Here is a 25,644-nt window from a genome sequence, read left to right on the forward strand (position 1 = left end):
GAGGAAGGCCCTCGCGAAGGGCAAGCACCGCCGCGACGCCATCGCGGCGGTGCTTCTCGTTCGAGGGGTCACTCCCCCTCCTCGCTGCGCGCCAGGCCGAACCGGTCGAGCAGCTTCAGCACGACCAGGATCGTCAGGCCGAACCCCATCGCGACGGCGAGCAGCGTGAACTGCGCCGCCCCGGCGACGATGCCGGCCGAGGCCGAGAACCACACGCTCGCCGCCGTGGTGAGGTTCTTCACGCTGCGGCGGGCGACGAAGATCGTGCCGGCGGCGATGAAGCCGATCGCCTGCGCCAGACCCTGGATCACCCGCAGCGGATCGGCATCCCCGCCCTGCCGGCGCACCATCGCGTAGAGGCTGAGCGCCGAGGCGGTGATGAGCGCCGAACTGAGCGCCACGAGGGCGTGGGTGCGCAGCCCCGCATCCTTGCCGCGCCATTCGCGCTCCAGGCCCAGCACCATGCCGCACAGGGTGGCGACGCCGAGGCGCCAGACGATCTCCGACAGGGTGAAGGCCGTGGCGTCTGACGGCATCAGGCCCCCTGCTCTCCCTCCGTTTCTCGATCCTGTGTCGGTGGGTCGGGAAACGGCATCCAGTGGGTGAACGCCTCCGGCGCGTAGCCGTATTCCGTGGTGGCGACATGCCAGGGCCGCCCGTCGCCGACACGCCCGGGATCCCAGCGGATCACCGCGCGCCGGTCGGGTTCGCCCCGGTGGATGGCGATGATCCAGCGGCCATCCTGGGGTGCGCGGTCGATGGGCCTCCAATCGGTCATCGGCTCCTCCGGCGGGTCTTCTCCTCGGATCAACGCGCCGTCCCTGCCGACGTTCGCCCTCAACGGGGCGCGGTCCCGCGCACCAGGCGCTCGCCGGCCTCGCACTCGCGCAGGTAGGTCGCCCGGTTGTCCCCGGTGATGCCGCTCCGGTCGGCCTTGGCCTCGCAGACCTTTCGCCCCTCGGCGGGATCCGGCGCCGGCCCGGCCTGCGCGAGAAGTGCGGTGGGCGCGAGGAGCGCGAGGATCAGGAGAGCGTAGCGCATGGGGAGCCTCGGGATGCGGCGGGTCTCCCGGTCCATCGCCGCACTCTCCCGATGGTTCCCGCCCCGTCGGCTCACAGCGCCGTCGCGGCCATCCAGACCGCCATCGCCACCATCATCAGGTTCTCGGTCAGCGACACGAAGCCGAGGGGCACGTTGCTGCCGCCGCCGACGCAGGCGCATTTCAGCGCGCGCCGATCGAGATAGACCGCCTTGAACACCGAGACCGCGCCGATCCCGCCGATGACGAGCGCCACCGGAACGGAGAGCCAGGTCAGCACCCCGGCGGCCATCAGCAGGCCGGCGAGCGCCTCGGCATAGGGATAGATCGAGGCGTACGGCACGAAGCGCCGCGCCAGCAGGTCGTAGCCCAGGAACATGGTCGAGAAGGTCTCGACGTTCTGGAGCTTGAGGATCGCCAGCACGCACATGCTGAAGGCGATGAACCACTCGCCCGCCCGCAGGGTGAACGGCGTGCCGAAGGCGGCCTGGCTGGCGGCGAGCGCCATCAGGGCGGTCATCCCGAATACGGCGGCGACCGGGCGGTAGCTCACCGCGTTCGGATCGCGCACCGTCCGGCCGAGCCGGCGGCGCAGGTCGTCGTAGCCCCCGACGCGCTCGCCCGCGATGAAGACCTGCGGGGTGGTCTTCACCCCGTGCTCGGCCTTGAAACGATCGGTGGCCTCGCGCGTCGCGAGCGGGCGGTCGTCGACCGCGTAGCCGGCCTGCTGGAGCAGGTGGCGGGCCTTGAGGCCGTAGGGACAGACATGCGCGTCCGTCTCCATGCGGTAGAGCGTGGCCGTGCGGCCGGTGGGGGTGGTCATCGGGCATCCTCGTCGGGTTCGCGGAAAACGGGCTCGCGCGTCGGTTTCACGCGGGTCGGTTTCACGAAGGAGGATCGATGGCCTAACATCCGTACCACGCTACGGAGTCAAGCCATGCCCGCCACCCCGCCGGATCGCCCCCGATGACCACGGACCTGACCATTGCCGGTCTGACCATTGCCGGCTTGGCCCGGGCGGGCGGCGTCGGGGTCGAGACGATCCGCTACTACCAGCGCCGCGGGCTCCTGCCGGTGCCGGCGCGGGCCGGCGGCATCCGGCGCTACGGCGCCGAGGAGATCCGGCGCCTGCGCTTCATCCGCGGGGCGCAGGGTGCGGGCTTCACCCTGGAGGAAATCGCCGAACTCCTGTCGCTCGATGCCGGCGAGGACCGGACCCGGGCGCGCGAGCTCGCCCGCCACCGCATCGACGCCCTCGACGCCAGGATCGCCGAGCTGACGGCGGCCCGCGACGCGCTCGCGCGCCTCGCGACGGCCTGCGGCGCGACCGAGAGCGGGCCGTGCCCGATCATCACCGCCTTCGAGCCCGGCTGACGCGCCAACCCGCGGGATTCCTTCGGGCCTGGAGCATTTTTCGACGAAGCGGGCGCCGGTTCGCCGAGAGAACATGTGGCAAGACCAATGATCGGGAGCGGCTCCCCGCTGCAAGGCGATCGGGCGCCGCTCACGCGCAGCGCGACGCGCGCCTTCGGATCTCGCACCGGATCCCGTGTCAGGGCCGGGCGCGACCGGCCCGGTAGGCGGCCAGGATCTCGGGCAGGCGGTCGAGGACGTAATCGGCGAGGCCGGGCTCGGCCGTCTCGTCGAAGGAGAGCGCAACCCGGTCGGGGCCGCGCTCGATCCGGGCGATGCCGCGGCCGGCCTCGTCGCTCCAGATCTGCGGCGCCGGCCGCGGGGCCGCCGGCGGCGACAGGGCGGAGAGCACCGCCGCGAAACGCTCGTTCGTCGGCTTGTCGGCGAGGGCCGGATCGGCGACGAGCCCGGCGATCCGCTTCGGGCTCGCCGCCCGGATCCGCTCGGCGAGCAGCATCCAGCGCGGGCGCCCGGCGGCAGGGGCCGGGCCGATCGCCCGGACGACCTCCGCCGGGACCGTGCGGGCCACAGAGATCAGGGTCGAGAGGTCGCCCTTGCCGACGCCCATCGCGGCGATGATCGTGGCGCGGGGGAAGCCGTGCTCCTCGAGCCGGAGCGCGAAGAAGGCCCGCTCGATGTAGCTGAGATCCTGGCGCTCCAGGTTCTCCTTGCCCTGGGCCACCACCAGCTCGGCATCCGAGAGCGGGCGCACCACGGCGCGGACCGGCCGGGTGAGGCGGCGCGCCGCCTGGATGCGCCGCCGGCCGTAGGCGACCTGGAACCGGTCCGGGTCGGACGGGTGCGGCCGCACCAGGATCGGCACCTGCTGGCCGCTCTCGCGGATGCTCTCGACGAGAGCCGGCAGGCCCGGATCGGTCGCGTCCGCCACCCGGTCGGCGATGAAGGAATCGTCGATCCGCTCGGGCGCGATCTCGACGACGACCGTGCCGGCCTCGATCTCGGCGGCGGCATCGGCCCGGGCGGCGAGCCCGCGCAGCGTGCTGCTCATCGCCCGCACGGCACCGCTGCGGCTGCGCTCCGGGGGGCGCGGGCCCGGATTCCCCGGGTTTGCAGCTGCGAACTCGGGCTCGGCCGGCGCCGGGTTTGCAGCTGCAAACGCCTCCGGCTCCGGCGAGAGGGCCTCGGCCGCGGGGTCGACCGGAGGCGGGGCGGGCGTCGGGGCGGGCTGGAGGCTGGGCTTGGCGCCGAACAGCGCGTCGAGGTTCGACTTGCGGCTCATGCGCGGCCCCAGGCGCGACGGATCAGGCCCTCGATCTCGCCGTTGACCGCCTCCAGGGATTCGAGCGCCCGGTCGTAGGTCGAGCGGGTCACACCCTCGCGGCCGATCTCGTAGAGGGTCTGCTTCGACAGGCCGGCATCCGACACAGCGGACGACTTCAGCATCGGCGCTGTCAGCACCGCGTCCTCGAACAGGGTGCGCAGCATCCCGACGATGCGGGTCTGCGGAGCGTCCTGCTGCTCGTAGCGGGTCACGAGGTAGCGCAGCCAGTCGTAGTGCAGCCGTCCGCCGGATTCCGCCACCACGCCGAGCAGGTCCTCGGTCATCGCCAGGAACTGGCTCATCGAGGCGACGTCGAGCATCTGCGGATGCACGGTGATGAGGAGCGAGGTCGCGGCGCAGAGCGCCGAGAGGGTCAGGTAGCCGAGCTGGGGCGGGCAATCGATGACGACGATGTCGTAATCCTCCGCCACCGTGTCGATGGCGTGCGCCACCCGGTCGAAGAACAGCGGCTCGCCGGCCCGGCGGCGGGTCAGCGCCCGCGGCGTCTCGTGCTCGAACTCCATCAGTTCGAGGTTGGCCGGCACGAGGTCGAGGCCGGTGAAGTAGGTCGGCCGCACGACGTCGCGCAGGGGCCTGGCGTCGTCGTACCGGATCGCGCCGTACAGCGTCTCGTCGGCGCCGACGTCGAGCTCGGGCTGCACGCCCATCAGGGCCGAGAGGCTCGCCTGCGGGTCGAGGTCGATGGCGAGCACCCGGTAGCCGCGCAGCACCAGGGATTGGGCGAGGTGGGCGGTGGTGGTGGTCTTGCCCGAGCCGCCCTTGAAGTTCGCCACCGCGACGACCTGCAGATGCTCGGCGCCGCTGCGCCGCGGCTGGTAGCGCCGGCCACCCCGGGTGTTCTCGTCGAGATAGGCGCGCAGGCCGTGGATGTCGGACAGCGAATAGGAGCGGCGGCCGTTCGACGACACCTCGGGCTGCGGCCCCAGCCCCTCGGCGGCGAGCTGCTGCAACCGCGACACCGTCACGCCGATGATCCGGGCCGCCTCCGCCGAGGTGAAGCGGCGCAGGCCCTTGGCGGCGGTGGGGGGAAACAGCCCGGAGGAGATCGCCTGCAACTGCGCCCGCAGGGTCGCCGCGTGGGCGCCGATCGTCGCGGCGGGCGCGACCTGCGCGGACGGGGAGACCGGGGCAGGGGAGTGAGGCGGCGTGTGCTGATTCATCCGCGCGGGCCCTGTTTGCAGAAAATTCGCCGGTTCGGCGCTCGATCTGCAATTCGCCGGTTTTCGGCCGATTCGCAATCGCCGGCCCGATCCCGGCGCAAGCCCCGCACAAGCCCGGCGCGACAGCGCCCCGTTCACCCGGCCCCCGAGGGCAATTCCGTAAGCTTGACGAGATCTCCACCCTGGCGTCGGCCCGGCGCTTCGCCAGCCGTTAAGCTGTCTGGAGTTGAATGGCCGTGTCAAATCGGATCAACCACCCGCTCCACAATGGAGCAGGAAATTCTCAAAAATAGACATGTAAAAATTTACCACGAATTAGGCGCAAGATTGCAATTTCATCTACGGGATGCGATCCTACGCCAAGCAGATAAGGTGGAGTCTCATGGTCGAAATCTCCGACATTCGTGACGTGCTGAAGTCGCTGGAATCGCTCAAGGGCGTGGTCGACACTCTGTCGGACGACGACGACCTGTTCGAGAAGGGCCTCGATTCCTTCGGCTCCGTGCAGCTGATGCTGGCCCTCGAGGAGCGGTTCGACATCGAGTTCCCGGACTCGGCGCTCGGCCGGCGCTCGTTCTCGACCATCCGGATCATCCGGGACACCGTGGCGGGCCTGCGCCAGCAGGAGGCCGCATGAACATGCATGTCGAGGTCGCGGCGACGGTGCCCGGTGCGGCACCCGTCGCGACGGACGCACCGGCGGGCGACCTCGACGCGCGCGCCAAGCGCGCCGCGGAGATCGCCGGCCGCCACGCCGACGCGGTCGACCGCGAGGGCCGGTTCCCCGCCGAGGCGGTGGCCGCGCTCAAGGCCGAGCGCCTGTTCGGCATCCAGGTTCCCGTCTCGCTGGGAGGGGAGGGGGCCTCGATGAGTGAGATCGCGGAGGTCTGCGCCATTCTCGGCCGCGCCTGCTCGGCCGCCGCGATGGTGTTCGCGATGCACCACATCAAACTCGCGAGCCTCGTCACCCACGGGCAGGACAGCGCCTGGCATGCCGCGCTGATGCGGCGGATCGCGGGCGAGCAGATGCTGATCGCCTCCTCGACCACCGAGGCCGGAATCGGCGGCGATCTCCGCAACAGCCTCTGCGCCGTGGAGGCCCAGGGAACGGGAGACGGCGACACCTTCCGGCTGACCAAGGAGGCGAGCGTCATCTCGTACGGCGCGCAGGCCGACCTGATCCTCGCCACCGCCCGCCGTCACCCCGAGGCCGCGACCTCCGACCAGGTGCTGGTGGCGCTGCTGGCCGACCAGATCACCCTGGAGCGCACCAGCACCTGGGACACGCTCGGCATGCGCGGCACCTGCAGCGACGGCTTCCTGCTCAAGGCCGAGGGCCTGCCCCTGGCCCAGGTGCTGCAGAAGCCCTTCGCGGAGATCGCCGCGCAATCGATGCTCGCCGCCTCGCACCTGCTCTGGGGCAGCGTGTGGTTCGGGATCGCGTCCTACGCGGTCGACCGCGCCCGCGCCTTCGTTCAGGCCGAGGCGCGCAAGAAGCCGGGCCAGGTGCCCCCGGGCGCGCTGCGGCTCGCGGAAGCCGCCAACGAGCTCCAGGCGATGAAGAGCACGGTCGTCGCCGGGCTCGCCCGCTACGAGGCCGCCAAGGGCGACCCCGATGCTCTGAGCGCGATCGGCTTCTCGATCATGCTGAACAACGTCAAGACCACCGTCTCGGTCCAGGCCGTCGACATCGTGCAGCGGGCGCTGAGCGTCGTCGGCATCCTCGGCTACAAGAACGGCACCCCGTTCAGCCTCGGCCGGCAGCTGCGCGACGTCCTCTCGGCGCCGCTGATGATCAACAACGACCGCATCCTCTCCAACACCGCCAACCTCCTGCTGGTGCAGAAGGGCAGCGGCAAGCTCCTGAGCGCGTGATGGACCAGAGCCTCTCCTCCGACCTGCTGCCCGCCGCCGACGAGGCCTCCTTCGTCGGAACCCTGCCCGAGCCCTCCGAGCCGCGCTCGTTCCTCGACCGCCTGTTCGATCGCGGTCTCCTGATCCGCACCGGGGTCGACGGGCTCTACGGCCGCTCCGGCGCCTTCGAGAGCGTGGTCGAGGCCCTCGACCGGCTGGTCTCGCGGATCGGCGCGGCCGACGGGGCCGAGGTCCTGCGCTTCCCGCCCGGCATGGCCCGCGCGAGCTTCGAGCGCAGCGGCTACCTCAAGGGCTTCCCGCACCTCGCCGGCACGGTGCACAGCTTCTGCGGCAACGAGGCCGACCACGCCCGCCTGCTCGCCTGCCTCGATGCCGACGAGGACTGGACCGCCAAGCAGGCCGCCACCGACATCGTCCTGACCCCGGCCGCCTGCTACCCGCTCTATCCGGTCGCCGCCGCCCGCGGCCGGCTGCCCGAGGGCGGCCTGCTGTTCGACCTGCAATCCTACTGCTTCCGGCACGAGCCCTCGCTGGAGCCGACCCGCATGCAGCTGTTCCGCATGCGCGAATACGTCCGCATGGGCACGCCCGAGCAGGTGCTGGCCTTCCGCGAGCTGTGGCTGACCCGCGGCACCACGATGATGAGCGACCTCGGCCTGCCGCTCGCCATCGATCCGGCCAACGATCCGTTCTTCGGCCGCGCCGGCAAGATGCTCGCCAACAACCAGCGCGCCCAGGCGCTGAAGTTCGAGCTGAACGTGCCGGTCAACAGCGAGGACAAGCCGACCGCCTGCCTGAGCTTCAACTACCACCAGGACCATTTCGGCACGACCTGGGGCATCGCCCAGGCCGACGGCACCACGGCCCACACGGCCTGCGTCGGGTTCGGGCTCGAGCGGATCACCCTCGCGCTCCTGCGCCACCACGGCCTCGACCTCGACGCCTGGCCGGCGGAGGTCCGCGCCCGGCTCTTCGGCTGAGGCCGCGATGTCGGCCGCCCTCGCCCTTCCTCTGGAATCGCCGCGGACGGAGACGTCCGCGGCGCCCCACGCCCCGCACCCGCTCCACGCCGCCGACCGGACCTGGCCGGAGACGAACTGCTACGTCGATCTCTGGATCGAGCTCCTGCACCTGCGGGGGCTCGAGCCCGAGGCGATGCTGGGCTTCACCCTGCGCCAGGATTTCGAAGGCGACCAGTTCACGTTCTTCAAGCCGAAGGCCGCCGATCTCGAGGCGCTCTACGGCCTCGAGATCCTCGAACTCGCGCTCTACGAGACCCTGGAGGACCACGCCCGGGTCCAGGCGGCCCGCGGCTTGCCCGTCCTCGTCGAGGTCAACGCGTTCTTCCTGCCCGACACCGCCGGCACCACCTACCGGCGCGAGGCCTCGAAGACCACGATCGGGATCCTCGCCCTCGACCCGCAGGAACGCCGGCTCGACTACCTCCACAATGCCGGCCGCTTCCAGCTCGCGGGCGAGGATTACGACGGGATTTTCGCCCGCGGCGAGCTCCTGCCCTACGCCGAGTTCGTGAAGCCCTGCGGCCCGGCCCTGGCGGGGTCGGAACTCGCGGGCGCCGCCCTGGCGCTGCTGCGCCGGCACCGCGCCCACGCGCCGGTCGGGAACCCGGTGACGGCCTTCCGCGCGGCGCTCGCGGGCAAGGACGATGCCTTCGTGCAGCGCCCGCTCTCGGCCTTCCACGCCTACGCCTTCAACACCACGCGCCAGCTCGGGGCGAATTTCGAGCTGCTCGGCAGCCACCTCGCCTGGCTGACGGCGCAAGGGGCGGGGTCGTTCGACGAGGCGGCGGAGGCGGCGACGCGGCTGTCGCAGGAGGCCAAGGCCTTCCAGTTCCAGCTCGCCCGCGCCTATGCCCGCGGCAAGCTCGCCGGCCTGCCCGAGCGCCTCGCCGGCGCCGAGGCGACCTACGCGGCGGTGTTCGCGGCCCTCGACCGGGCGCTGGCGGCGGGCTGACGCGCGCGATCGACGGAGTGGGTCGATCCGGCACAGACGAATGGCGCGGGGTGTCTCCTCTCCCCGTGGGCGGGGAGAGGAGACACCCCGCGCCCTCCTTCCCCCGGCATGCCGGGGAGCGTTTCAGCGCCCTCGAACACGCGACAGCAGCCACCAGGGACACCATGGCCGTTCTGCGCACCGTCGACCGGCCCCTCGACGGGCCGTGGGAGATGATCGTCACCGCCCCGGGCGCCTGCACGAATCCGGGTGCCCTCGACGGGCTCGCCGGATTCATCCCGGCCCCGGTCCCCGGCACCGCCGCCGGGGCGCTGCGCGCCGCCGGGCTGTGGTCGGATGCGGCGCCGACGCCGCTGCACGGCTCGGACGTCTGGTACCGCACGCGGATCGAAGGCCGGGGCCGCGAGACCCTGCGCTTCGAGGGTCTCGCGACGCTGTGCGAGGTCTGGCTCGACGGGGAGCTTCGCCTCACCTCCCGCTCGATGTTCCTCGCCCACGAGGTGAGCCTCGACCTCGACGGCTCCCACACCCTCGCGCTCGCCTTCCGGTCGCTGGCGCAGGACCTCGCCCGTCCGCACAAGCGCGGCCGCTGGCGGCCGCAGCTCGCGACCCCGGGCTCGCTGCGCCACGCCCGCACCACGCTGCTCGGCTTCATGCCGGGCTGGTGCCCGAGCATCGACGCGGTCGGCCCCTACCGGCCGATCACCCGGAGAGGGGAGGGGGGGCGGCCGACCGAGATCGACCTCGGGGCGAGCGTCGCGGACGGGACCGGGATCCTCGCCGTCGGTCTCACCCTGCCCGACGCCGCCGGTCCGGTGACCCTGCATTGCGACGGCCGGACGACCGTGTTGCCCGCGACCGCGCCCGGCCGGTTCGAGGGCCGGCTCGCCCTGCCCGGCATCGCCCTGTGGTGGCCCCACACCCACGGCGAGCCGCGGCGGCACGCCGTCACGGTCGAGGCCGATGGGCGGACCTTCGACCTCGGCCGGGTCGGATTTCGCACGATCACGCAGCGGCGCCCCTTCGCGGAGGGCCTGAGCCTCGCGGTCAACGGCGTGCCGGTCTTCTGCCGCGGCGCCTGCTGGACCCCGCCCGACCTCGTCGGGCTGCCAGGGGAGCGCGCCGCCTACGAACCGCTCCTGCGGCTCGCCGTCGAGGCCGGCATGACCATGCTGCGGGTCGGCGGCACGATGCTGTACGAGAGCCAAGCCTTCCACGATCTCTGCGACGAGCTCGGTCTCCTGGTCTGGCAGGACCTGATGCTCGCCAATTTCGATTATCCGGTCGACGATCCCGCTTTCCGGTCGGCGCTCGAGACCGAGATCGCCCAGCTCCTCGACCGGCTCCAGGCCTCGCCCTCGCTCTGCGTCCTCGGCGGCGGCAGCGAGATCGAGCAGCAGGCCGCGATGCTCGGATTTCCGGAGGCCGTCTGGCGGACCACGGCGGTGGAGGCGATGCTGCGCGAGGCGGCGGCCCTGCGCCGGCCCGACCTCGTCGTGGTGCCGAACTCGCCCGCGGGCGGCGACCTGCCGTTCTCCCCCGATGCCGGCGTCACCCATTATTACGGCGTGGGCGCCTATCTCCGCCCGTTCGAGGATGCCCGCCGGGCCGAGGTGCGCTTCGCCTCGGAGTGCCTGGCCTTCGCCAACGTGCCGGAGCCGGCCTCGCTCGCCGACGCCGGCCTGACCGATCCGCGCGATCCGGCCTGGGGCCTCGGAATCCCGCGCGACCGCGGCGCCGACTGGGATTTCGAGGGCGTGCGCGACCACTATGTCGGCGCCCTCTACGGCGTCGACCCGGCGCGCCTGCGCGACGACGACCCGGAGCGCTACCTGACGCTCGGCCGGGCGGCGGTCGCCGAGGTGACGGAGGCGACCTTCGCCGAGTGGCGGCGCGCCGGCTCGGTCACCGCCGGCGGCCTAGTCTGGCTCTGGCGCGACCTCGCGCCGGGCGCGGGCTGGGGCGTGGTCGACGTCGCCGGGCGGCCGAAATCCGCCTGGTATGCCCTGAAGCGGGCCTTCCGGCCGGTCCAGGCGCTCCTCACCGACGAAGGGCTGAACGGCCTCCACGCCCACTTGCTGAACGAGACCGCCGAACCGTTGGACGCCACCCTGGCGCTCACCTTCACCACCGGCGCCGGCAAGGTCGCTGCCCGGGCCGAGAGGGCGGTGTCGCTGGCGCCGCGCTCGTCGCTCACCCTGTCCTCGGCCGCCCTGCTCGGACGCTTCTTCGACGCCACGAGCGCCTACCGGTTCGGCCCGGCGGCGCACGACCTCGCCCATCTGCGGCTCAGCCGCACCGGCGGCACGGTGCTGGCCGATGCCTTCCATTTCCCGGCCGGGCGGGCCGCCGCTCCCCGGGAGATCGGGCTCTCGGCGGAGCTGGTCGACGGCGAGGCCGGCCTCGCGCTGAGGGTCGCGGCGGAGCGGCACGCGTTATCGGTCCACCTTGCGCTCGACGGGGCGGGGAGGCCGGCGGACAACTGGTTCCACCTGGCGCCGGGAAGCGAACGCCTGATCGCATTGCACGAGACGGCGGACCGGCCGAGCGGCACGGTGCGGGCGGTGAACGGGAGCGGGACGGTCCGGTTCTGAGCGCCCGCGCCGCGGCGCCCGATCGCACGGCAACACGGTACCCGGACGCTGACGAACATGCGTGCCGGCGCACTGAACGTTCCATGACGGCTCCAACCCGTTTCCCGGACGGCCGCAACGCCGTGGAAGGAGATCCGGGATCCGGCGGTCCGCCACCGCGGCGTGCGAGACTTATCGCGCCGCGCTGGACGAGGATCCGGCCAGGACGAGGCCGGCCGGGCGCAAGCTCGCCTGCCCGGGTCCTCGTGCCCTGGCCCGGCGGCCACCTCCGGCCCGAGGACCGCCCGGGCGAGGTGGTGCGGGCGCGCAGGCGCGTTCCTGGCGCGATGAGCGGTGGGCGAGGCCCATCGTGCGGCCGTGCTTCCGGAAGGCCGGGGGCCGTCACTCCCCCCGCATGAGCTCCGCCAGCGGCGCCTTCAGGGTGCAGACCACGCCCTCGGGCGGGTAGTGGGTCGCCACCTCGCCGTCGACGGTCCCGGCAAGGCCCCGCTCGATCAGGCGCGAGCCGAAACCCCGGCGGGCCGGCGGCGTCACCCGGGGGCCGCCATGCTCCTGCCAGCGCAGGGCGAGGATGTCGGAACCGTCGATGCGCCACGCGAGGGTGACGTGGCCGTCCGGCGCGCGCAGGGCCCCGTACTTGACCGCGTTGGTGGCGAGCTCGTGCGCCATCAGGGCGAGCGACAGGGCTGCCCGCGAGCCGCACGGCACCGGCGGCCCCGAGAGGCGGAAGCGCCCGGGCCGGCCGTCGTCGTGGATGGCGAGCGCCCCGTCGAGCACCGCCCGCAGGTCGGCGCTCTCGCCCTCGCCGGTGAGCAGGAGGTCGTGGGCCTTGCCGAGCGCGATCAGCCGGGCCGCCAGGGCCTCGCGGGCCGCCATCGGGTCGGCGGCGTTGCGCAGGGTCTGCATGGCGATCGCCTGCACCATCGCCAGGGTGTTCTTGAGCCGGTGGCTCAGCTCGCGGTTGAGGATCTCCTGCTGCGCCTCCGCCGCCTTGCGGGCCGAGATGTCGTGGCTCACCGCCGCGAAGCCCTCGAAGGCGTCGCCGGGCCCGCGCAGGGCAAAGAGGTTGTAGCGCACCGGCACGGTGGCGCCGGTGGCGAGGTTGCGCAGGCGGAAATCGCCGCTCCAGGACCCCCCGTAAGCCCCGCCCTCCCGGATCGCCGGCAGGATCGTGGTCTCGGCGAAGGGCAGGTCGTCGGGCGGGAAGAAGTCGGTCAGGCGCATCGCCCGGGCCGCGGCTTCGTCGGCGAGGCCGACCAGGGTGCGGCCGGCCGGGTTGACGTAGGCGATCCGCCCTTCCGCATCCGCGATGGCGATGAAGTCGCTCGACTGCTCGGCGACGAGGGCGAGGCGGCGCAGCTGCGCCTCGGCCCGGCGCTGCTCGGTCACGTCGAGGAACACCGTCACCGCCGCCTGGATCGCCCCGTCCTCGTCGCGCACCGGCGCGCTCGAGATCTCGAGCAGGCGCAGGCCCGTGGCGGCGTTGCGGTAGCGCATCGCCTCGCCGGTCACCACCGTGCCGTCCCGCAGGGCGCGCAGCGACGGGTAATCGTCCGGGGCGTAGGGGCGCCCGTCGGCATGCACGGCGCCGTAGGATTCGTAGCGGGCGAGCGTGCGCTCGCCGACGGCGTGGCCCAGGATCTCCTCGCCACGGGCGTTGACGAGGTTCGGCCCGCCCGGCTCGCGCCCGACGACCGAGATGCCGACCGGTGCCTGCCGGAAGACCGATTCGAGCAGGCTGCGCTCGAGGTCGAGCCGGCGCTCGGAGTCGCGCCGGGCGGCCTCCGCGCGTTCGCGCTCGGACAGATCGAACATCGCGCCGATCATCCGCATGGCGCGGCCCGTCTCGTCGCGGATCACCGAGCCGCGGTCGAAGACCCGGGCATAGGAGCCGTCGGCGCGGCGGAAGCGGTACTCGTCGCTCCAGGCGGTCCCGGCCCCGTCGATGACGGCGTGGATCGAGGCGTCGATCCGGGCGCGGTCGTCGGGATGGATGTGGTCGATCCACCACGCGCCCGTCGGCGCGACCGTGTCGAGGACGTGGCCGTAGGCGGCCTCCAGGGCCTCGTTCCACAGGACGTGGTCGGCGGCGAAGTCCCAGTCCCAGATCGCGTCGTTGGTGGCCCGCGCCGCGAGGCGGTAGCGCTCCTCGGTGGCCCGCGCCGCCCGCAGGGCCGCCTCGCGGTCCGCCACCGCCCGGCGCAGCTCGAGCTGGCTCATCAGCTGGCGCGCCAGCGCCCGCAGGTCGCCGGCCTCGGTCTCGGAGAGGCCGTCCGGCCGGGGCACGTAGTCGATCACGCAGAGCGTGCCGAGCACCTGCCCCTCCGCCGTCCGCAAGGGGGCCCCGGCATAGAACCGGATGCCGGGCGCGGCGGTGACGAGGGGATTGGCCCGGGTGCGGGGATCCTGGCTCAGGTCGGGAATGACGAGGAGCGAGTCGGGCTGGGCAAGGGCATGGGCGCAGACCGAGCGGTCGAGATCCGTCTGCGGCCAGGGGAAGCCCGTGCGGGCCTTGAACCATTGCCGGTCGCCGGCCACCAGGCTCACCAGCGCCACCGGCGCGTCGCACAGGCGGCTCGCCAGCCGCACCACGTCGTCGAAGCCCCGCTCGGGCAGGGTGTCGAGCACCGCGTAATCCTCGAGCGCGGCGAGGCGCTCGGGATCGCACACGGCTCTCGGCAGGTCGGGGGGACGGGACATTCAGGGCCGGCGGGGTGATCCGGCCCCGCTCTTAGCGCGAACGGCCGCCCGGCGCCACGCGCGATCCCCCCGTCATCCTCAGTCGATCACCTCGACGACGCGGCGAGTGCCGGGCTCGACCAGGACGGGATGGTCGTTGACGATCGTGTAGTTGAGGCCCTTCAGGGCGAATTCCGGCGGCACGTCGTAGTAGACGACCCCGTCCGGCGGCAGCACCGTGCCGACCTGCAGCGGGCCCGCATAGCGGAAGGACGGCCGGTGCTCGCCGGCGGCGTAGATGCGGAAGCGCTCGCGCCGGTCGATGCCGAGCAGGCTGTTGGCGGTCCCGACCGCCGCCCCGATCGCGCTGCCCACCACCGCGCCCACCGGCCCGGCGATCGCCTCGCCCCGCGTCGCGCCGTCCTGGGCGCCGCGCGCCGTGCCCTGGGCCTCGGCGGCGGTGATGCCGAGACCGAGGAGGAGGGCGGCGGCGAGGGGCATGAGGCGAGAGGTCATGGCGGGCGGTCCCGAGCGAGCTTGGCTGTTGGGTCGAGAACCGCGCGGCCGCCGTCCCGGTTCCCGGACGCGACCGGTTAAGGCCGCGGGTGGAATCCGGATTCGCCGTTAACCGCGATTGAAGAGGATCGGGGACGGGATCGAAAACCCCTGTTTCGTCCACGATTTGGAAGGCGGGCGGGTCCTAGCGTCGCCGGCATGGGATGCGATCGGAACGGCATGGCGACGGGAGCGGCCCGGCACGGCGAGGGCCGGCGCCCACGGCTGCGGGATTGAAGACGGGCGTGACGATGAGCCATCGGCGCAACGACCAGATCGACATGGTGGTGCCCTTCGTGCACTTCCGCGACCAGCGGGAGACGATGGAGCGGCCGTTCTTCTCGATCGCCAAGCAGAAGCGCCTGAAAGAAATCGACTATACGAGCCCGGACGGCTCGGTCTGGGTGCGGGTGCTGCCGAACCAGGCCTACGGCATGGCGACGATCTGGGATGCCGACATCCTGATCTGGGCCGCCTCGACGATCTGCGAGATGAAAAAGCGGGGCCGCAACGACATCCCGCGCAAGCTCCACTTCATGCCCTACGACCTCCTCAAGGGGATCGGCCGCGAGACCGGCGGGCGTCAGTACAAGCTCCTGCGCGACGCGCTGTTTCGCCTGCAATCGACCTCGGTGCGCACCAACATCCGGGCCGAGAAGGCCAAGCGCAAGGAGCGGCAGTTCAGCTGGATCGACGCCTTCGACGACACGATCGACGAGGAGACCAATGCCAGCCGGGGCATGTCGATCACCCTGTCGGACTGGTTCTACGAGGGCGTGCTGATGGATGGCGGCGTGCTCGCCATCGACCCCGCCTATTTCGGCATCACCGGCGGGCGCGAGCGCTGGCTCTACCGCATCGCCCGCAAGCATGCCGGCGGGGCGGGGGAGGGGGGGTTCGCCATCAGCCTGCCGACCCTGTTCGACAAGTCGGGCGCCGAGGGGACCTATCGCCGGTTCAAGTTCGAGATCGCCAAGATCGCCAAGGCCGACGAGCTGCCGGGCTTCGTCCTGCGGATCGAGGAGAAGGAGCGCGGCGAGCCGCACCTGCGGATGATCCGCCGCGACCTCGCGAGCGACGAGGTGCTGGCGGCTCCGGCGGAAAAGCCGAAACGCAGCCGCAAGCCCAAGGCCGGGACCGAGCTGCCGCTCTTCCGCCACCTGTCGGACGAGACGCTCGCGCTCTGCCGCAAGGCCCATCCGGGCTGGGACGTCTACGGCCTCAAGACCGAGTTCGACCACTGGCTCGAGGGCGACGCGACCCGCGAGCCGAAGCACTACGAGAGCGCCTTTTTGGGCTTCGCCGAGCGGTTCGTGCGCGACGCCCGGTAATCCACAGGCCCGCCCGTTCCCGATGTACGGGTCGGCGGGCGCGGGGAGCCCCCGGCCCCGAGGGGAAATCCCCGGAATCCCTGTGAATGACTCGGGCCGAGTCGGCACATCGGGAACGGCACCGGGGTGGATCGGTACTTCGGGAACGGCCCCGTCCCATCGGGAACGCCGGCACGGCACATCGGGGACGGGACGGCCGGTACAACGGGGACGGATCCTCGGCACATCGGGAACGGCCCACCCGCATTAAGCTTTTGGGCGAGTTCGAGGAATCGCCGCCGCCGGAGCGCCTAAATCCATAAAGATTCCTGTAACACTCTAAACGGTGCATACTGGGGAAAACCCGGACAGGGACCGTGATCCCCGAGTCGTGCGCCGCATTCCCGAGTCGAGAGGCGAGTCACAGGCGATCCACAGGAGTCCACCGACTCGTCGGAACGAACCGATCGGCCATCGCGTCTGTCGAACCGGGGGCGCCGGGCTGGACTCGACTCGCGTAAGCTTTCCTGTGGGACTCTCCGGGAGGGAGGATCGGGTTCTCGACTCGCGGAACCTCGCATCGTACGAGCGGAATCACGGGATCGGACGGGCTGCCAGACGAGGCATGAAGGCGGAAGAGCGGAGGGCGGCGCCTCGGCGAGCCGTTCGTGAAGTACGCCCGGGCGGCGGTGGATCCCTATGGCGAGTGGCGGCCGGGCGCGGCGGACAGGACATTGCGGGTCGGCAGTCCCGATCGCGATGCGTCCGCGCCAGCGATGCGGGATGAAAAAACACCGTCGCGGCACGAGGACGTACATCGGGGACAGCGGGGACAAGCAGCCGATCCGGCTCGAAGCCCTGCACGGTTTCCCCGCAATCCCGGACCCTGTTCCAGTGGACGAGGCGGGCCCGGGAAGGCGGTCCTGGGGATCACGACGGCGAAATCCGACGCGCGGTCGGACCGGGCTGTCAGAACGTCCAGGCGTCCGGTCACCGTGGATTTCGGCCCCGTTCCCGAAATACGTCCTGCGCCACCCGATACCATACGGCAGACAAGCCGACGTTCGGATCGCCATTCCGCCCCGGCTTCGACCGCGAAAGAATGACGGCAGACGATCGGATGACCACGAAGGATGGCTCCAGAAATCTCGGTCCTTGCTGGAGCCATCCTTCGGGATCGGTCGATCATCGACACGAGGCGCAGGTGGGCTGACGCGTGGACGTCCTTACCCGAGCGACGGCAGGTCGAGCCCATGCTCGCGGGCGCAGGCCACCGCGTCGTCGTAGCCGGCGTCGGCGTGGCGCATCACGCCGGTGGCGGGGTCGTTCCACAAAACCCGCTCCAGGCGCCGGTCGGCGGCCTCGCTGCCGTCGCAGACGATCACCATGCCGGCATGCTGCGAGAAGCCCATCCCGACACCGCCGCCATGGTGCAGCGAGACCCAGGTGGCGCCGGACGCGGTGTTGAGGAGCGCGTTCAGCAGCGGCCAGTCCGAGACCGCATCCGAGCCGTCGCGCATGGCCTCCGTCTCGCGGTTCGGCGAGGCGACCGAGCCGGAATCGAGGTGATCGCGCCCGATGACGATCGGCGCCTTCAACTCGCCGGTACGGACCATCTCGTTGAAGGCGAGGCCGAGACGGTGGCGGTCGCCGAGGCCCACCCAGCAGATCCGCGCCGGCAGGCCCTGGAACCGGATTTTCTCCCGCGCCATGTCGAGCCAGCGGTGGAGGTGCTGGTTGTCCGGCAGCAGCTCCTTCACCTTGGCGTCGGTGCGGTAGATGTCCTCCGGGTCGCCCGAGAGGGCGCACCAGCGGAACGGGCCGACGCCGCGGCAGAAGAGCGGGCGGATATAGGCCGGGACGAAGCCCGGGAAGGCGAAGGCGTCCTCGACGCCCTCCTCCAGGGCCATCTGGCGGATGTTGTTGCCGTAATCGACCACCGGCACGCCGGCGCGGTGGAAATCGAGCATCGCCCGGACATGCACCGCCATCGAGCGTTTCGCCGCCGCGGCGACCGCCGCCGGATCGGTCTCCCGCCTGGCCTCCCATTCGGTGACCGTCCAGCCCGCCGGCAGGTAGCCGTTGACCGGATCGTGGGCCGAGGTCTGGTCGGTGACGCAGTCGGGGCGCACGCCGCGGGCGTAGAGTTCGCCGAAGATCTCCGCCGCGTTGCCGAGCAGCGCGACCGACCGCGGGGTCTTGGCGCGGCAGGATTCCTCGATCAGCGCGAGCGCGTGGTCGAGGTCGCGGGCCTGGACGTCGACGTAACCGGTGCGCAGGCGGAACTCGATGCGCGAGGCCTGCGCCTCGACGGCGAGGCAGGACGCGCCCGCCATGGTGGCGGCGAGCGTCTGGGCCCCGCCCATGCCCCCCAGGCCCGCCGTCAGAATCCAGCGGCCGGAGAGGTCGCCGGCGTAATGCTGGCGGCCCATCTCCACGAAGGTCTCGTAGGTGCCCTGCACGATGCCCTGGCTGCCGATGTAGATCCAGGAGCCCGCCGTCATCTGGCCGTACATCATCAGGCCCTTGCGATCGAGCTCGTGAAAATGCTCCCAGGTCGCCCAGTGCGGCACGAGATTCGAGTTGGCGATCAGCACCCGGGGCGCGTCGGCGTGGGTGCGAAAAATCCCGACCGGCTTGCCGGACTGGACCAGCAGGGTTTGGTCGTCGTCGAGATCCCTCAGCGCCGCCACGATGCGGTCGAAGCTCGCCCAGTCCCGCGCGGCCCGGCCGATGCCGCCATAGACCACCAGTTCCCCCGGCCTCTCGGCGACGTCGGGATCGAGGTTGTTCATCAGCATCCTCAGCGGCGCCTCGGTGAGCCAGCTCTTGGCGGTGAGGGTGGTGCCGTGGGGCGCGCGGATGGTGCGGGCGTTGTCGATGCGGGTCATGGGCGGGGGTTCCGGGCGAGGGGGGAGGTCGAGGCGCGATTCGCTTCGACGGCTGTCAGGCTGGATGGGCAGATCCGCTCATCGATGAACATCTGCACTATTGACTGATGTGTTCGAACAAAACGTGGCGCATTTCCCCTCTCCCGTATGGGAGAGGGGATCCATCGCTTTCATTGATCTGAACCGATCAAACAAAAATCGCATCGGTTCTGTCGAGCGGATGAATGGCTTCTAGAGCAATTCACGATCGCGTTGCAATCGCGAAGCTCTCTAAGTCTTTGTTTTGCCGCCTCTTCTTCGACGAACCGGTATCCACTTCGTCGGAAAATGCTCTAGTCGAGCACCGGCAGGGACACCCCCGCCACCGCCGCGACCAGGCTGCCATCTCGCACCAGCGCCAGCGCCGCCGCGATGTCGGGGTGGAAGTGCCGGTCGTCGTCGAGGCGGGGCACCTCGGCGCGCAGCCGCGCCCGCACCGCCTCCAGGGCCGGGCTCGAGATGAGCGGCGCGTGGAAGTCGCAGCCCTGCGCGGCTGCCAGGGCCTCGATCGCCACCACGGCGGCGGCGTTCTCGGCCATCGGCAGCAGGCGGCGGGCGCCGTGGGCGGCCATCGAGACGTGGTCCTCCTGGTTGGCGGAGGTCGGGATCGAATCGACGCTCGCCGGCATCGCCCGCTGCTTGTTCTCGGAGACGAGGGCCGCCGCCGTCACCTGCGGGATCATGAAGCCGGAATTCAGCCCCGGCTTCGGCGTTAGGAAGGCCGGCAGGCCCGAGAGCGCCGGATCGACCAGCATGGCGATGCGCCGCTCCGACAGGGAGCCGATCTCGCAGAGCGCCATGGCGATCATGTCGGCGGCGAAGGCCACCGGCTCGGCGTGGAAGTTGCCGCCGGACAGGGCCTCGTCGGTCTCGGAAAAAATCAGCGGGTTGTCGGAGACGCCGTTGGCCTCCGTCGCCAGCGTCTCGGCGGCCTGGCGCAGCAGGTCGAGGCAGGCGCCCATCACCTGGGGCTGGCAGCGCAGGCAGTAGGGGTCCTGCACCCGCTCGTCGCCGGTCAGGTGCGAGGCCCGGATGGCGCTACCGGCCATCAGGGCGCGCAGCGTCGCCGCGGTGGCGATCTGGCCGGGGTGGCGGCGCAGCGCGTGGATGCGCGGATCGAACGGCGCATCGGAGCCCCGTGCCGCGTCGGTCGCGAGCGCGCCGACGACGAGGGCCGATTGCAGCACCGCTTCGGCCTCGAACAGGCCGGCCAGCGCGTTGGCGGTCGAGAACTGGGTGCCGTTGAGAAGGGCCAGTCCCTCCTTCGGGCCGAGCGAGGCCGGGACGAGGCCGGCCGCCGCCAGCGCCTCGGCGGCGGGCAGGCGGCCGGCCGGCGTAAAAGCCTCGCCGACCCCGATCATCACCGCGGCCATGTGGGCGAGCGGCGCCAGGTCGCCGGACGCCCCCACCGAGCCCTGGCAGGGCACGACCGGGATCACGTCGCGGGCGAGCATCGCGCCCAAGAGGTCGAGGGTGGCGGGCTGCACGCCCGAGGCGCCCTGCGCCAGGCTCGCGAGCTTGAGCGCCAGCATCAGCCGCACCACCGGCACGGGGCTCGGCTCGCCGATTCCGGCGGCGTGGGAGAGCACGATGTTGCGCTGGAGCGTCGCGAGGTCGCCGGCCTCGATCCGCACGCTCGCCAGTTTCCCGAATCCGGTATTGATCCCGTAGACCGGCTCGCCGCGGGCGAGGATCCGGGCGACCGCGGCCGCGCTCTCCGCCACGACGGCCGCGCAGGAGGGATCGAGGCGGGCGGGTGCGCCGCGATAGATCGCGCGCCAGCCGGCCAGCGGCACCGCGCCCGGCACGAGGGTGATCGTCTCGGTCATCGTGTCCCCCGGATGCGGGCGTGGAGCGGGTTGAAGCCCATGCGGTAGACGAGCTCGGCCGGCCGCTCGACCGACCATACCGCGAGGTCGGCGCGCTTGCCGGCCTCGAGGGTGCCGATCTCGGACAGGAGGCCGAGGGCGCGGGCGGCCTCGCGGGTGGTGCCGGCCAGGCACTCGTCGACGGTGAGGCGAAAAAGGGTCGCGGCCATGTTCATGGCGAGCAGCGGCGAGGTCAGCGGCGAGGTGCCCGGATTGGCGTCGGTCGCGACCGCCATGGGCACGCCGTGGCGGCGAAACAGCTCCACCGGCGGCAGCCTGGTCTCGCGGATGAAGTAGTAGGCGCCGGGCAGCAGCACCGCGACGGTGCCGCTCCGCGCCATGGCCATCGCCCCGGCCTCGTCGGTGTGCTCCAGATGGTCGGCCGAGAGGGCGTCGTGGCGGGCCGCCAGCGCGGCGCCGCCGAGATTCGAGAGCTGGTCGGCATGGAGCTTCACCGGCAGGCCGAGGGCCTTCGCCCGCGCGAACACCCGCTCCACCTGCTCGGGCGAGAAAGCGATGCCCTCGCAGAATGCGTCGACCGCATCGACGAGCCCCTCCGCGGCGAGCGCCGGCAGTATCGCGTCGGCGACCTCGCCGATGAACGCGTCCTTGTCGCCGCGGGCCTCCGGCGGCAGGGCGTGGGCGCCCAGGAAGGTGGTGCGGATCGAGACCGGCCGCATCCCGGCGAGGCGGCGGGCGGCCCGCAGGGACTTGCGCTCGCCGGCGAGGTCGAGCCCGTAGCCCGACTTCACCTCGACGGTGGTGACCCCCTCGGCCATCAGCGCGTCGAGCCGCGGCAGGGTCTGGCGCACGAGGTCGTCCTCGCTCGCCTTGCGCAGGGCCGCGACCGAGGAGACGATGCCGCCGCCGGCCCGCGCCACCTCCTCGTAGGAGGCTCCGCGCAAGCGCAGCTCGAATTCGTGCGCCCGGTCGCCGGCCCAGACGAGGTGGGTATGGCAGTCGATCAGCCCCGGGGTGATCCAGCGGCCCTCGCCGTCGATCACCTCGGCCTCGCTCAGAGCGGCGCCCGGCAGCGCGGCCTCGGGCCCGGCATACAGGATGCGGCCGTCGCGGATCGCGAGGGCGCCGTGGTCCACCGCGCCGATCCCGGGACGTCCGGGCGCGAAGGTGGCGAGCCGGACGTTGCGCCAGACCCGCGGTCCGTCCTCTGTCTCGCTCATGCGCGTCTCCCTTGATTCGTGCATATGTATAGACATGATCGATGCGCTTTGTATAGACATGAGCGGACCAGGGCGCAGCCCAGCCCTCCCGTTCCGGGCCCCACCGCAGGAGACGCGCCGATGACCGTGCTGCATGCGAGCCACGCCCTCACCCCCACGGGCTGGCAGGCCGACGTCCGGCTGACCGTGACGGCGGGGCGGTTCTCGGCGGTCGAGGCTGCCTGCGCGCCGGAGCCGGGCGACACCCGGGTGGCGGTGCTGGTGCCGGGGCTGCCGAACCTGCACAGCCACGCCTTCCAGCGCGGCATGGCGGGGCTCGCCGAGCGGCGCGGCCCCTCCGCCGACACGTTCTGGACCTGGCGCGAGACGATGTACCGCTTCGCCCTGCGGATGAGCCCCGACGAGGCCGAGGCGGTGGCGGCCCAGGCCTATGTCGAGATGCTCGAATCCGGCTTCACCCGGGTCGGCGAGTTCCACTACCTGCATCACGCGCCCGACGGCGCGCCCTACGCCCAGGTCGCCGAGATGGCGGAGCGGATCGCGGCGGCGGCCGCCCTCACGGGCCTGCGCCTCACCCTGCTGCCGGTGCTCTACCGCTGGTCGAATTTCGGCGGCGTCGCGCCGACCGACGGCCAGCGCCGCTTCGTCTCCGACCTCGATCTCTTCGCCCGCATGGTCGACGCCTCCCGGACCGTCGTGGCGGGCCTCCCCGGCGCCACGCTGGGCGTCGCACCCCACAGCCTGCGGGCGGTGACGCCGGAGGACCTCTCCGCCGCGGCCGCGCTGGCGGAGGGCGGGCCGATCCACATCCACGCCGCCGAGCAGGTGCGGGAGGTCGAGGATTCCTTGAGCTGGTCCGGGGCGCGGCCCGTGCAATGGCTCCTGGACCAGGCCGGGCTCGATTCCCGCTGGTGCCTGATCCACGCCACCCACATGACGCCCGACGAGACGACGCGCTTTGCCACGAGCGGCGCCGTCGCGGGCCTGTGCCCGGTGACCGAGGCGAGCCTCGGCGACGGCATCTTCCCGGGTCCCGGTTTCGTCGCGGCGGGCGGGCGCTACGGCGTGGGCACCGATTCGAACGTGCTGGTGGGGGCCGCCGACGAGCTGCGTCAGCTCGAATACGCCCAGCGCCTCGGGGCACGCCAGCGCAACGTGCTCGCCGCCCCCGGCGCCTCGACCGGGCGCGCCCTGTTCGAGGCGGGCCTTGCCGGCGGCACGCAGGCGCTGGCCGCCGAGGGGGGCGGGCTCGCGGTCGGCGCCCCGGCCGACGGCGTGGCGCTCGACGGAGCGGACCCGGCCCTGATCGAGCGCCGGGGCGACGCCCTTCTCGACGGCTGGATCTTCGCTGCCGGCGCGCGGGCGGTGGACGCGGTCTGGGTGGACGGCCGCCAGGTCGTCGCGGGCGGGCGGCACGTCGCCCGGGAGGCGGTGGCGGCGCGGTACGCGCGGGTGCTCGGGCGGCTGATGGCGGCGTGAGGGGCGGTCGCCGGTTCGAGATCACCCCGCTGATTCCATCAGAGTACGTCCCGCCTCTCCCGAGTGCGAGGGTCCGGGCGATCGAAAATCCCACGCGATGATGCCGCGGTCATGAGTAAAGCTCGACGGACACGCGGCCGGAGCGACGATCAGAGTTTCACGCTGGAGCGTATCGCCCTCACCCCTACCCCTCCTCCACACGGGAGAGGGGATCCCGCGACTTTCCGTCATCGCGTCGGGCCAAGTTGAAATTGTCATGCCGATCCCGCTATCAAGCTCGGGTATGGGGAGGCGGTCCGGCCCTTCCGGGAAGGCCGGCGGACGGCGGAGGCGGCGTGGGCGCGCACGATCACCTGAGCGGACGGGCTGACTCATGACCGCGCACGATCCCGCCCGCCCCGAGGCCCGGCCGATCTCGCTGCACCAGCAGATCCTGTCGGAGATCCAGGGTCATATCCTGTCCGGCCGCTGGCCCCCCGGTCACCGCATTCCGTTCGAGCACGAGCTGACGGCGCAGTTCGGCTGCTCGCGCATGACGGTCAACAAGGTGCTGACTCAGCTCGCCGCCGCCGGGCTGATCGAGCGTCGGCGCAAGGTCGGCTCCTTCGTGCGCCAGCCGCATTCGCAATCGGCGGTGCTGGAGATCCCGGAGATCCGCACCGAGGTCGAGGCCCTGGGCCTGCCCTACCGCTTCGCCCTGCTGGCGCGCCGACGCCGGCGCAGCACGCAGGCCGACCGCGCGGCGCTCGGGCTCGACGCGCCGGCCCCGGTCCTGGCGCTCACCGTGCGGCACGATGCGGGACCGCGCCCGTTCTGCCTCGAGGAGCGACTGGTCCATCTCGCGGCGGTGCCGGAGGCCGAGGCGCAGGATTTCGCCGACGAGCCGCCCGGGACCTGGCTCGTCCGCCACGTGCCCTGGACCGCGGCCGAGCACCGCATCCGCGCCCGCGCCGCCGACGCCGACATCGCCGCCGCGATGGCCTGCGCCCCCGGCGCGGCCTGCCTCGTCGTCGAACGCCGGACCTGGAGTGCCGGGCGCCCCGTCACGGTCGTGCGCCTGACCTATCCGGGCGAGGCGCACGAGCTCGTCGCCCGCTTCGCGCCCTCGCATGGGCCGGGCCCAGGGGTAGGACGCGAGGCCTAGCTCGCCGGCCCTGGCTCTTACGGGCGCGATCGGCTATCAGCCCCGCCGCCCCGGCCACGGCCGATCCCGGCCCGCGCGGTCGCGCGATCGTCGCCCGGGACGGACCTCCGTCGGGGGCGGGGCACGCGCGGTCGAGGGTGATGCGGTACGAGGTCGAGCGGAAGTTCCTGGTCGCCCATGCGGGTTGGCGCGACCGGGCGGTGAGCCGGCGCCGGCTGACGGACGGGCTCGTCGGCGAGTTCGCCGGCGGCAAGGTCCGGGTGCGGCTCGACGACGAGCAGGCCTGGATCACCGTCAAGGGCCGGCGCGACGGCCTGGCGCGGCCGGAATTCGAGTACGAGATCCCCCGGGCCGACGCGGAGGCGATGCTGGGCCTCGTCTGCGAGACCTGCCTGATCGAGAAGACCCGCCACTGCGTGCCCCATGACGGGATGGAGTGGGTGGTGGACGAGTATGGCGGCGCGCTCGCCGGCATGGTCCTGGCCGAGGTCGAGTTGGAGCACGAGGCGCAACCCCTCGCCCTGCCGGACTGGATCGGCCGAGAGATCACCGCCGATGTGCGCTTCCGCCAGTCGACGCTGCTGCGGCTCGCCCGCGAGGCCGGCCGCCCCGTGACCCTGACCGAGGTCGTCGCGGCGCGGCTGTGAGGCCCGGGGCGGGCGCCCCTCCGACGGCGCCCGGACGATGATCGCGGGGAGCATCCCCCAAGGTCTCCGGGCCCGCTCCGTTGAGGAAGCGTTGACGGTCTTCAGCACGGCCCGCCCTGCGGGCCGATGGAATCGGCTGCGCCGAGGGCCGGGCGGCGATTGTCCTTCGCCTGCGCATCGTCTATGAGGCCGCCACACAACCGCCGAGCTCAGATCGGCGGCATTCTTCTCGTCCCAGGCGGTCGCGACCGCCCGAGGCCGGCCAGCGGATCGTAGAATCCGCGTCGCCTCGCGCGTCCGATCGAGCGGACCGGGACACGTCGCCGCGAGGGACCGACCGGACCGGGTCGGGGTGCCGCGGCCCCGCGACAGCGGCCTCACGAGGAAACCACCCCGAAAATGGCTTCACGCGCCGTGCGGGCCCGCCCGCGCGTCGCGATCGGACGCCTGTCACGACCGGGGGCCCGCGCATCGCGCGGCCGGACCGGCCTGA

The 25,644-nt window shown here is 72.2% G+C and carries 21 protein-coding genes; 10 read left to right on the forward strand and 11 right to left on the reverse strand.

All coding sequences use genetic code 11. The annotated features are described in order from the left end of the window. Positions 1 to 68: 68 nt before the first annotated feature. From miv_RS01920 to miv_RS01935, 4 genes are all read right to left on the reverse strand, one after another. Entirely contained in the window at positions 69 to 536 is a 468-nt protein-coding gene (locus miv_RS01920) for an MgtC/SapB family protein (RefSeq protein WP_207181143.1), read from the reverse strand. Next, the gene (locus miv_RS01925) at positions 536 to 778 is read right to left on the reverse strand and encodes a DUF551 domain-containing protein (RefSeq protein ID WP_048426752.1); all 243 of its coding nucleotides are present in this window, start codon (positions 776 to 778) and stop codon (positions 536 to 538) included. Before miv_RS01925 ends, miv_RS01920 begins: the two co-directional genes overlap by 1 nt. Positions 779 to 837: 59 nt before the next feature. Continuing rightward, the gene (locus miv_RS01930) at positions 838 to 1,041 is read right to left on the reverse strand and encodes a hypothetical protein (RefSeq protein ID WP_207181145.1); all 204 of its coding nucleotides are present in this window, start codon (positions 1,039 to 1,041) and stop codon (positions 838 to 840) included. Positions 1,042 to 1,112: 71 nt separating this feature from the next. Continuing rightward, positions 1,113 to 1,862, reverse strand: a complete 750-nt coding sequence (locus miv_RS01935) for a MauE/DoxX family redox-associated membrane protein (protein WP_207181147.1) — start codon at positions 1,860 to 1,862, stop codon at positions 1,113 to 1,115. A gap of 143 nt (positions 1,863 to 2,005) precedes the next feature. Between miv_RS01935 and miv_RS01940 the strand changes: the two genes are divergently transcribed. Beyond that, the gene (locus miv_RS01940; RefSeq protein WP_048426750.1) at positions 2,006 to 2,413 is read left to right on the forward strand and encodes a MerR family transcriptional regulator; all 408 of its coding nucleotides are present in this window, start codon (positions 2,006 to 2,008) and stop codon (positions 2,411 to 2,413) included. A gap of 178 nt (positions 2,414 to 2,591) precedes the next feature. Here miv_RS01940 and repB read toward each other — a convergent pair whose 3' ends face one another. Together repB and repA are read right to left on the reverse strand one after the other, a co-directional pair. Beyond that, positions 2,592 to 3,692, reverse strand: coding sequence for a plasmid partitioning protein RepB (gene repB, locus miv_RS01945; RefSeq protein ID WP_207181149.1), 1,101 nt, complete (start codon positions 3,690 to 3,692; stop codon positions 2,592 to 2,594). Then, the gene (repA, locus tag miv_RS01950; RefSeq protein ID WP_207181151.1) at positions 3,689 to 4,915 is read right to left on the reverse strand and encodes a plasmid partitioning protein RepA; all 1,227 of its coding nucleotides are present in this window, start codon (positions 4,913 to 4,915) and stop codon (positions 3,689 to 3,691) included. The genes repB and repA overlap by 4 nt, the downstream gene beginning before the upstream one ends. A gap of 382 nt (positions 4,916 to 5,297) precedes the next feature. Here repA and miv_RS01955 point away from each other — a divergent pair, with 382 nt between their 5' ends. From miv_RS01955 to miv_RS01975, 5 genes are all read left to right on the forward strand, one after another. Beyond that, entirely contained in the window at positions 5,298 to 5,552 is a 255-nt protein-coding gene (locus tag miv_RS01955; protein WP_048426474.1) for an acyl carrier protein, read from the forward strand. Beyond that, positions 5,549 to 6,790, forward strand: coding sequence for an acyl-CoA dehydrogenase family protein (locus tag miv_RS01960; RefSeq protein ID WP_244748823.1), 1,242 nt, complete (start codon positions 5,549 to 5,551; stop codon positions 6,788 to 6,790). Before miv_RS01955 ends, miv_RS01960 begins: the two co-directional genes overlap by 4 nt. After that, entirely contained in the window at positions 6,790 to 7,770 is a 981-nt protein-coding gene (locus tag miv_RS01965) for an amino acid--[acyl-carrier-protein] ligase (RefSeq protein WP_207181154.1), read from the forward strand. The genes miv_RS01960 and miv_RS01965 overlap by 1 nt, the downstream gene beginning before the upstream one ends. A 7-nt stretch (positions 7,771 to 7,777) precedes the next feature. Beyond that, positions 7,778 to 8,764, forward strand: coding sequence for a DUF1839 family protein (locus miv_RS01970; protein WP_207181155.1), 987 nt, complete (start codon positions 7,778 to 7,780; stop codon positions 8,762 to 8,764). 164 nt (positions 8,765 to 8,928) lie between these two features. Then, positions 8,929 to 11,358, forward strand: coding sequence for a glycosyl hydrolase 2 galactose-binding domain-containing protein (locus miv_RS01975; RefSeq protein WP_207181157.1), 2,430 nt, complete (start codon positions 8,929 to 8,931; stop codon positions 11,356 to 11,358). Positions 11,359 to 11,739: 381 nt separating this feature from the next. Here the strand turns inward: miv_RS01975 and miv_RS01980 are convergent, their stop codons facing one another. Both miv_RS01980 and miv_RS01985 read right to left on the reverse strand, forming a co-directional pair. Beyond that, complete coding sequence (locus tag miv_RS01980) at positions 11,740 to 14,058, reverse strand: PAS domain-containing protein (protein WP_207181159.1); 2,319 nt, start codon at positions 14,056 to 14,058, stop codon at positions 11,740 to 11,742. A gap of 78 nt (positions 14,059 to 14,136) precedes the next feature. Further along, on the reverse strand, positions 14,137 to 14,553 hold the full coding sequence (locus miv_RS01985; protein WP_207181161.1) for a DUF1236 domain-containing protein: 417 nt from the start codon (positions 14,551 to 14,553) through the stop codon (positions 14,137 to 14,139). Between the two features lie 290 nt (positions 14,554 to 14,843). On the opposite strand from miv_RS01985, the gene miv_RS01990 reads away from it, so the two are divergent. After that, positions 14,844 to 15,923, forward strand: a complete 1,080-nt coding sequence (locus miv_RS01990) for a replication initiator protein A (protein ID WP_207183358.1) — start codon at positions 14,844 to 14,846, stop codon at positions 15,921 to 15,923. A gap of 1,205 nt (positions 15,924 to 17,128) precedes the next feature. On the opposite strand, the gene hutU is transcribed toward miv_RS01990, so the two are convergent. The 3 genes from hutU to hutI form a co-directional block, all read right to left on the reverse strand. Then, the gene (gene hutU, locus miv_RS01995; protein ID WP_207181162.1) at positions 17,129 to 18,793 is read right to left on the reverse strand and encodes a urocanate hydratase; all 1,665 of its coding nucleotides are present in this window, start codon (positions 18,791 to 18,793) and stop codon (positions 17,129 to 17,131) included. A 332-nt stretch (positions 18,794 to 19,125) separates the two neighbouring features. Then, positions 19,126 to 20,661 carry a histidine ammonia-lyase gene (hutH, locus tag miv_RS02000; RefSeq protein WP_048427411.1) on the reverse strand — a complete coding sequence of 512 codons (1,536 nt, stop codon included), beginning with the start codon at positions 20,659 to 20,661 and terminating at the stop codon, positions 19,126 to 19,128. After that, positions 20,658 to 21,881, reverse strand: a complete 1,224-nt coding sequence (gene hutI / locus miv_RS02005) for an imidazolonepropionase (protein ID WP_207181163.1) — start codon at positions 21,879 to 21,881, stop codon at positions 20,658 to 20,660. Before hutI ends, hutH begins: the two co-directional genes overlap by 4 nt. A gap of 120 nt (positions 21,882 to 22,001) precedes the next feature. On the opposite strand from hutI, the gene miv_RS02010 reads away from it, so the two are divergent. From miv_RS02010 to miv_RS02020, 3 genes are all read left to right on the forward strand, one after another. Then, the gene (locus miv_RS02010; RefSeq protein ID WP_058617090.1) at positions 22,002 to 23,360 is read left to right on the forward strand and encodes a formimidoylglutamate deiminase; all 1,359 of its coding nucleotides are present in this window, start codon (positions 22,002 to 22,004) and stop codon (positions 23,358 to 23,360) included. A gap of 373 nt (positions 23,361 to 23,733) precedes the next feature. Beyond that, a complete protein-coding gene (gene hutC / locus miv_RS02015; RefSeq protein WP_207181164.1) occupies positions 23,734 to 24,504 on the forward strand; it encodes a histidine utilization transcriptional repressor HutC in 771 nt (256 codons plus the stop codon). A gap of 140 nt (positions 24,505 to 24,644) precedes the next feature. Next, complete coding sequence (locus miv_RS02020; RefSeq protein WP_048427415.1) at positions 24,645 to 25,151, forward strand: CYTH domain-containing protein; 507 nt, start codon at positions 24,645 to 24,647, stop codon at positions 25,149 to 25,151. The last annotated feature ends 493 nt before the right edge of the window (positions 25,152 to 25,644 follow it).

Origin of the sequence: Methylobacterium indicum, assembly GCF_017347565.1 — a bacterium.
Taxonomy (GTDB): Bacteria; Pseudomonadota; Alphaproteobacteria; order Rhizobiales; family Beijerinckiaceae; genus Methylobacterium; species Methylobacterium indicum.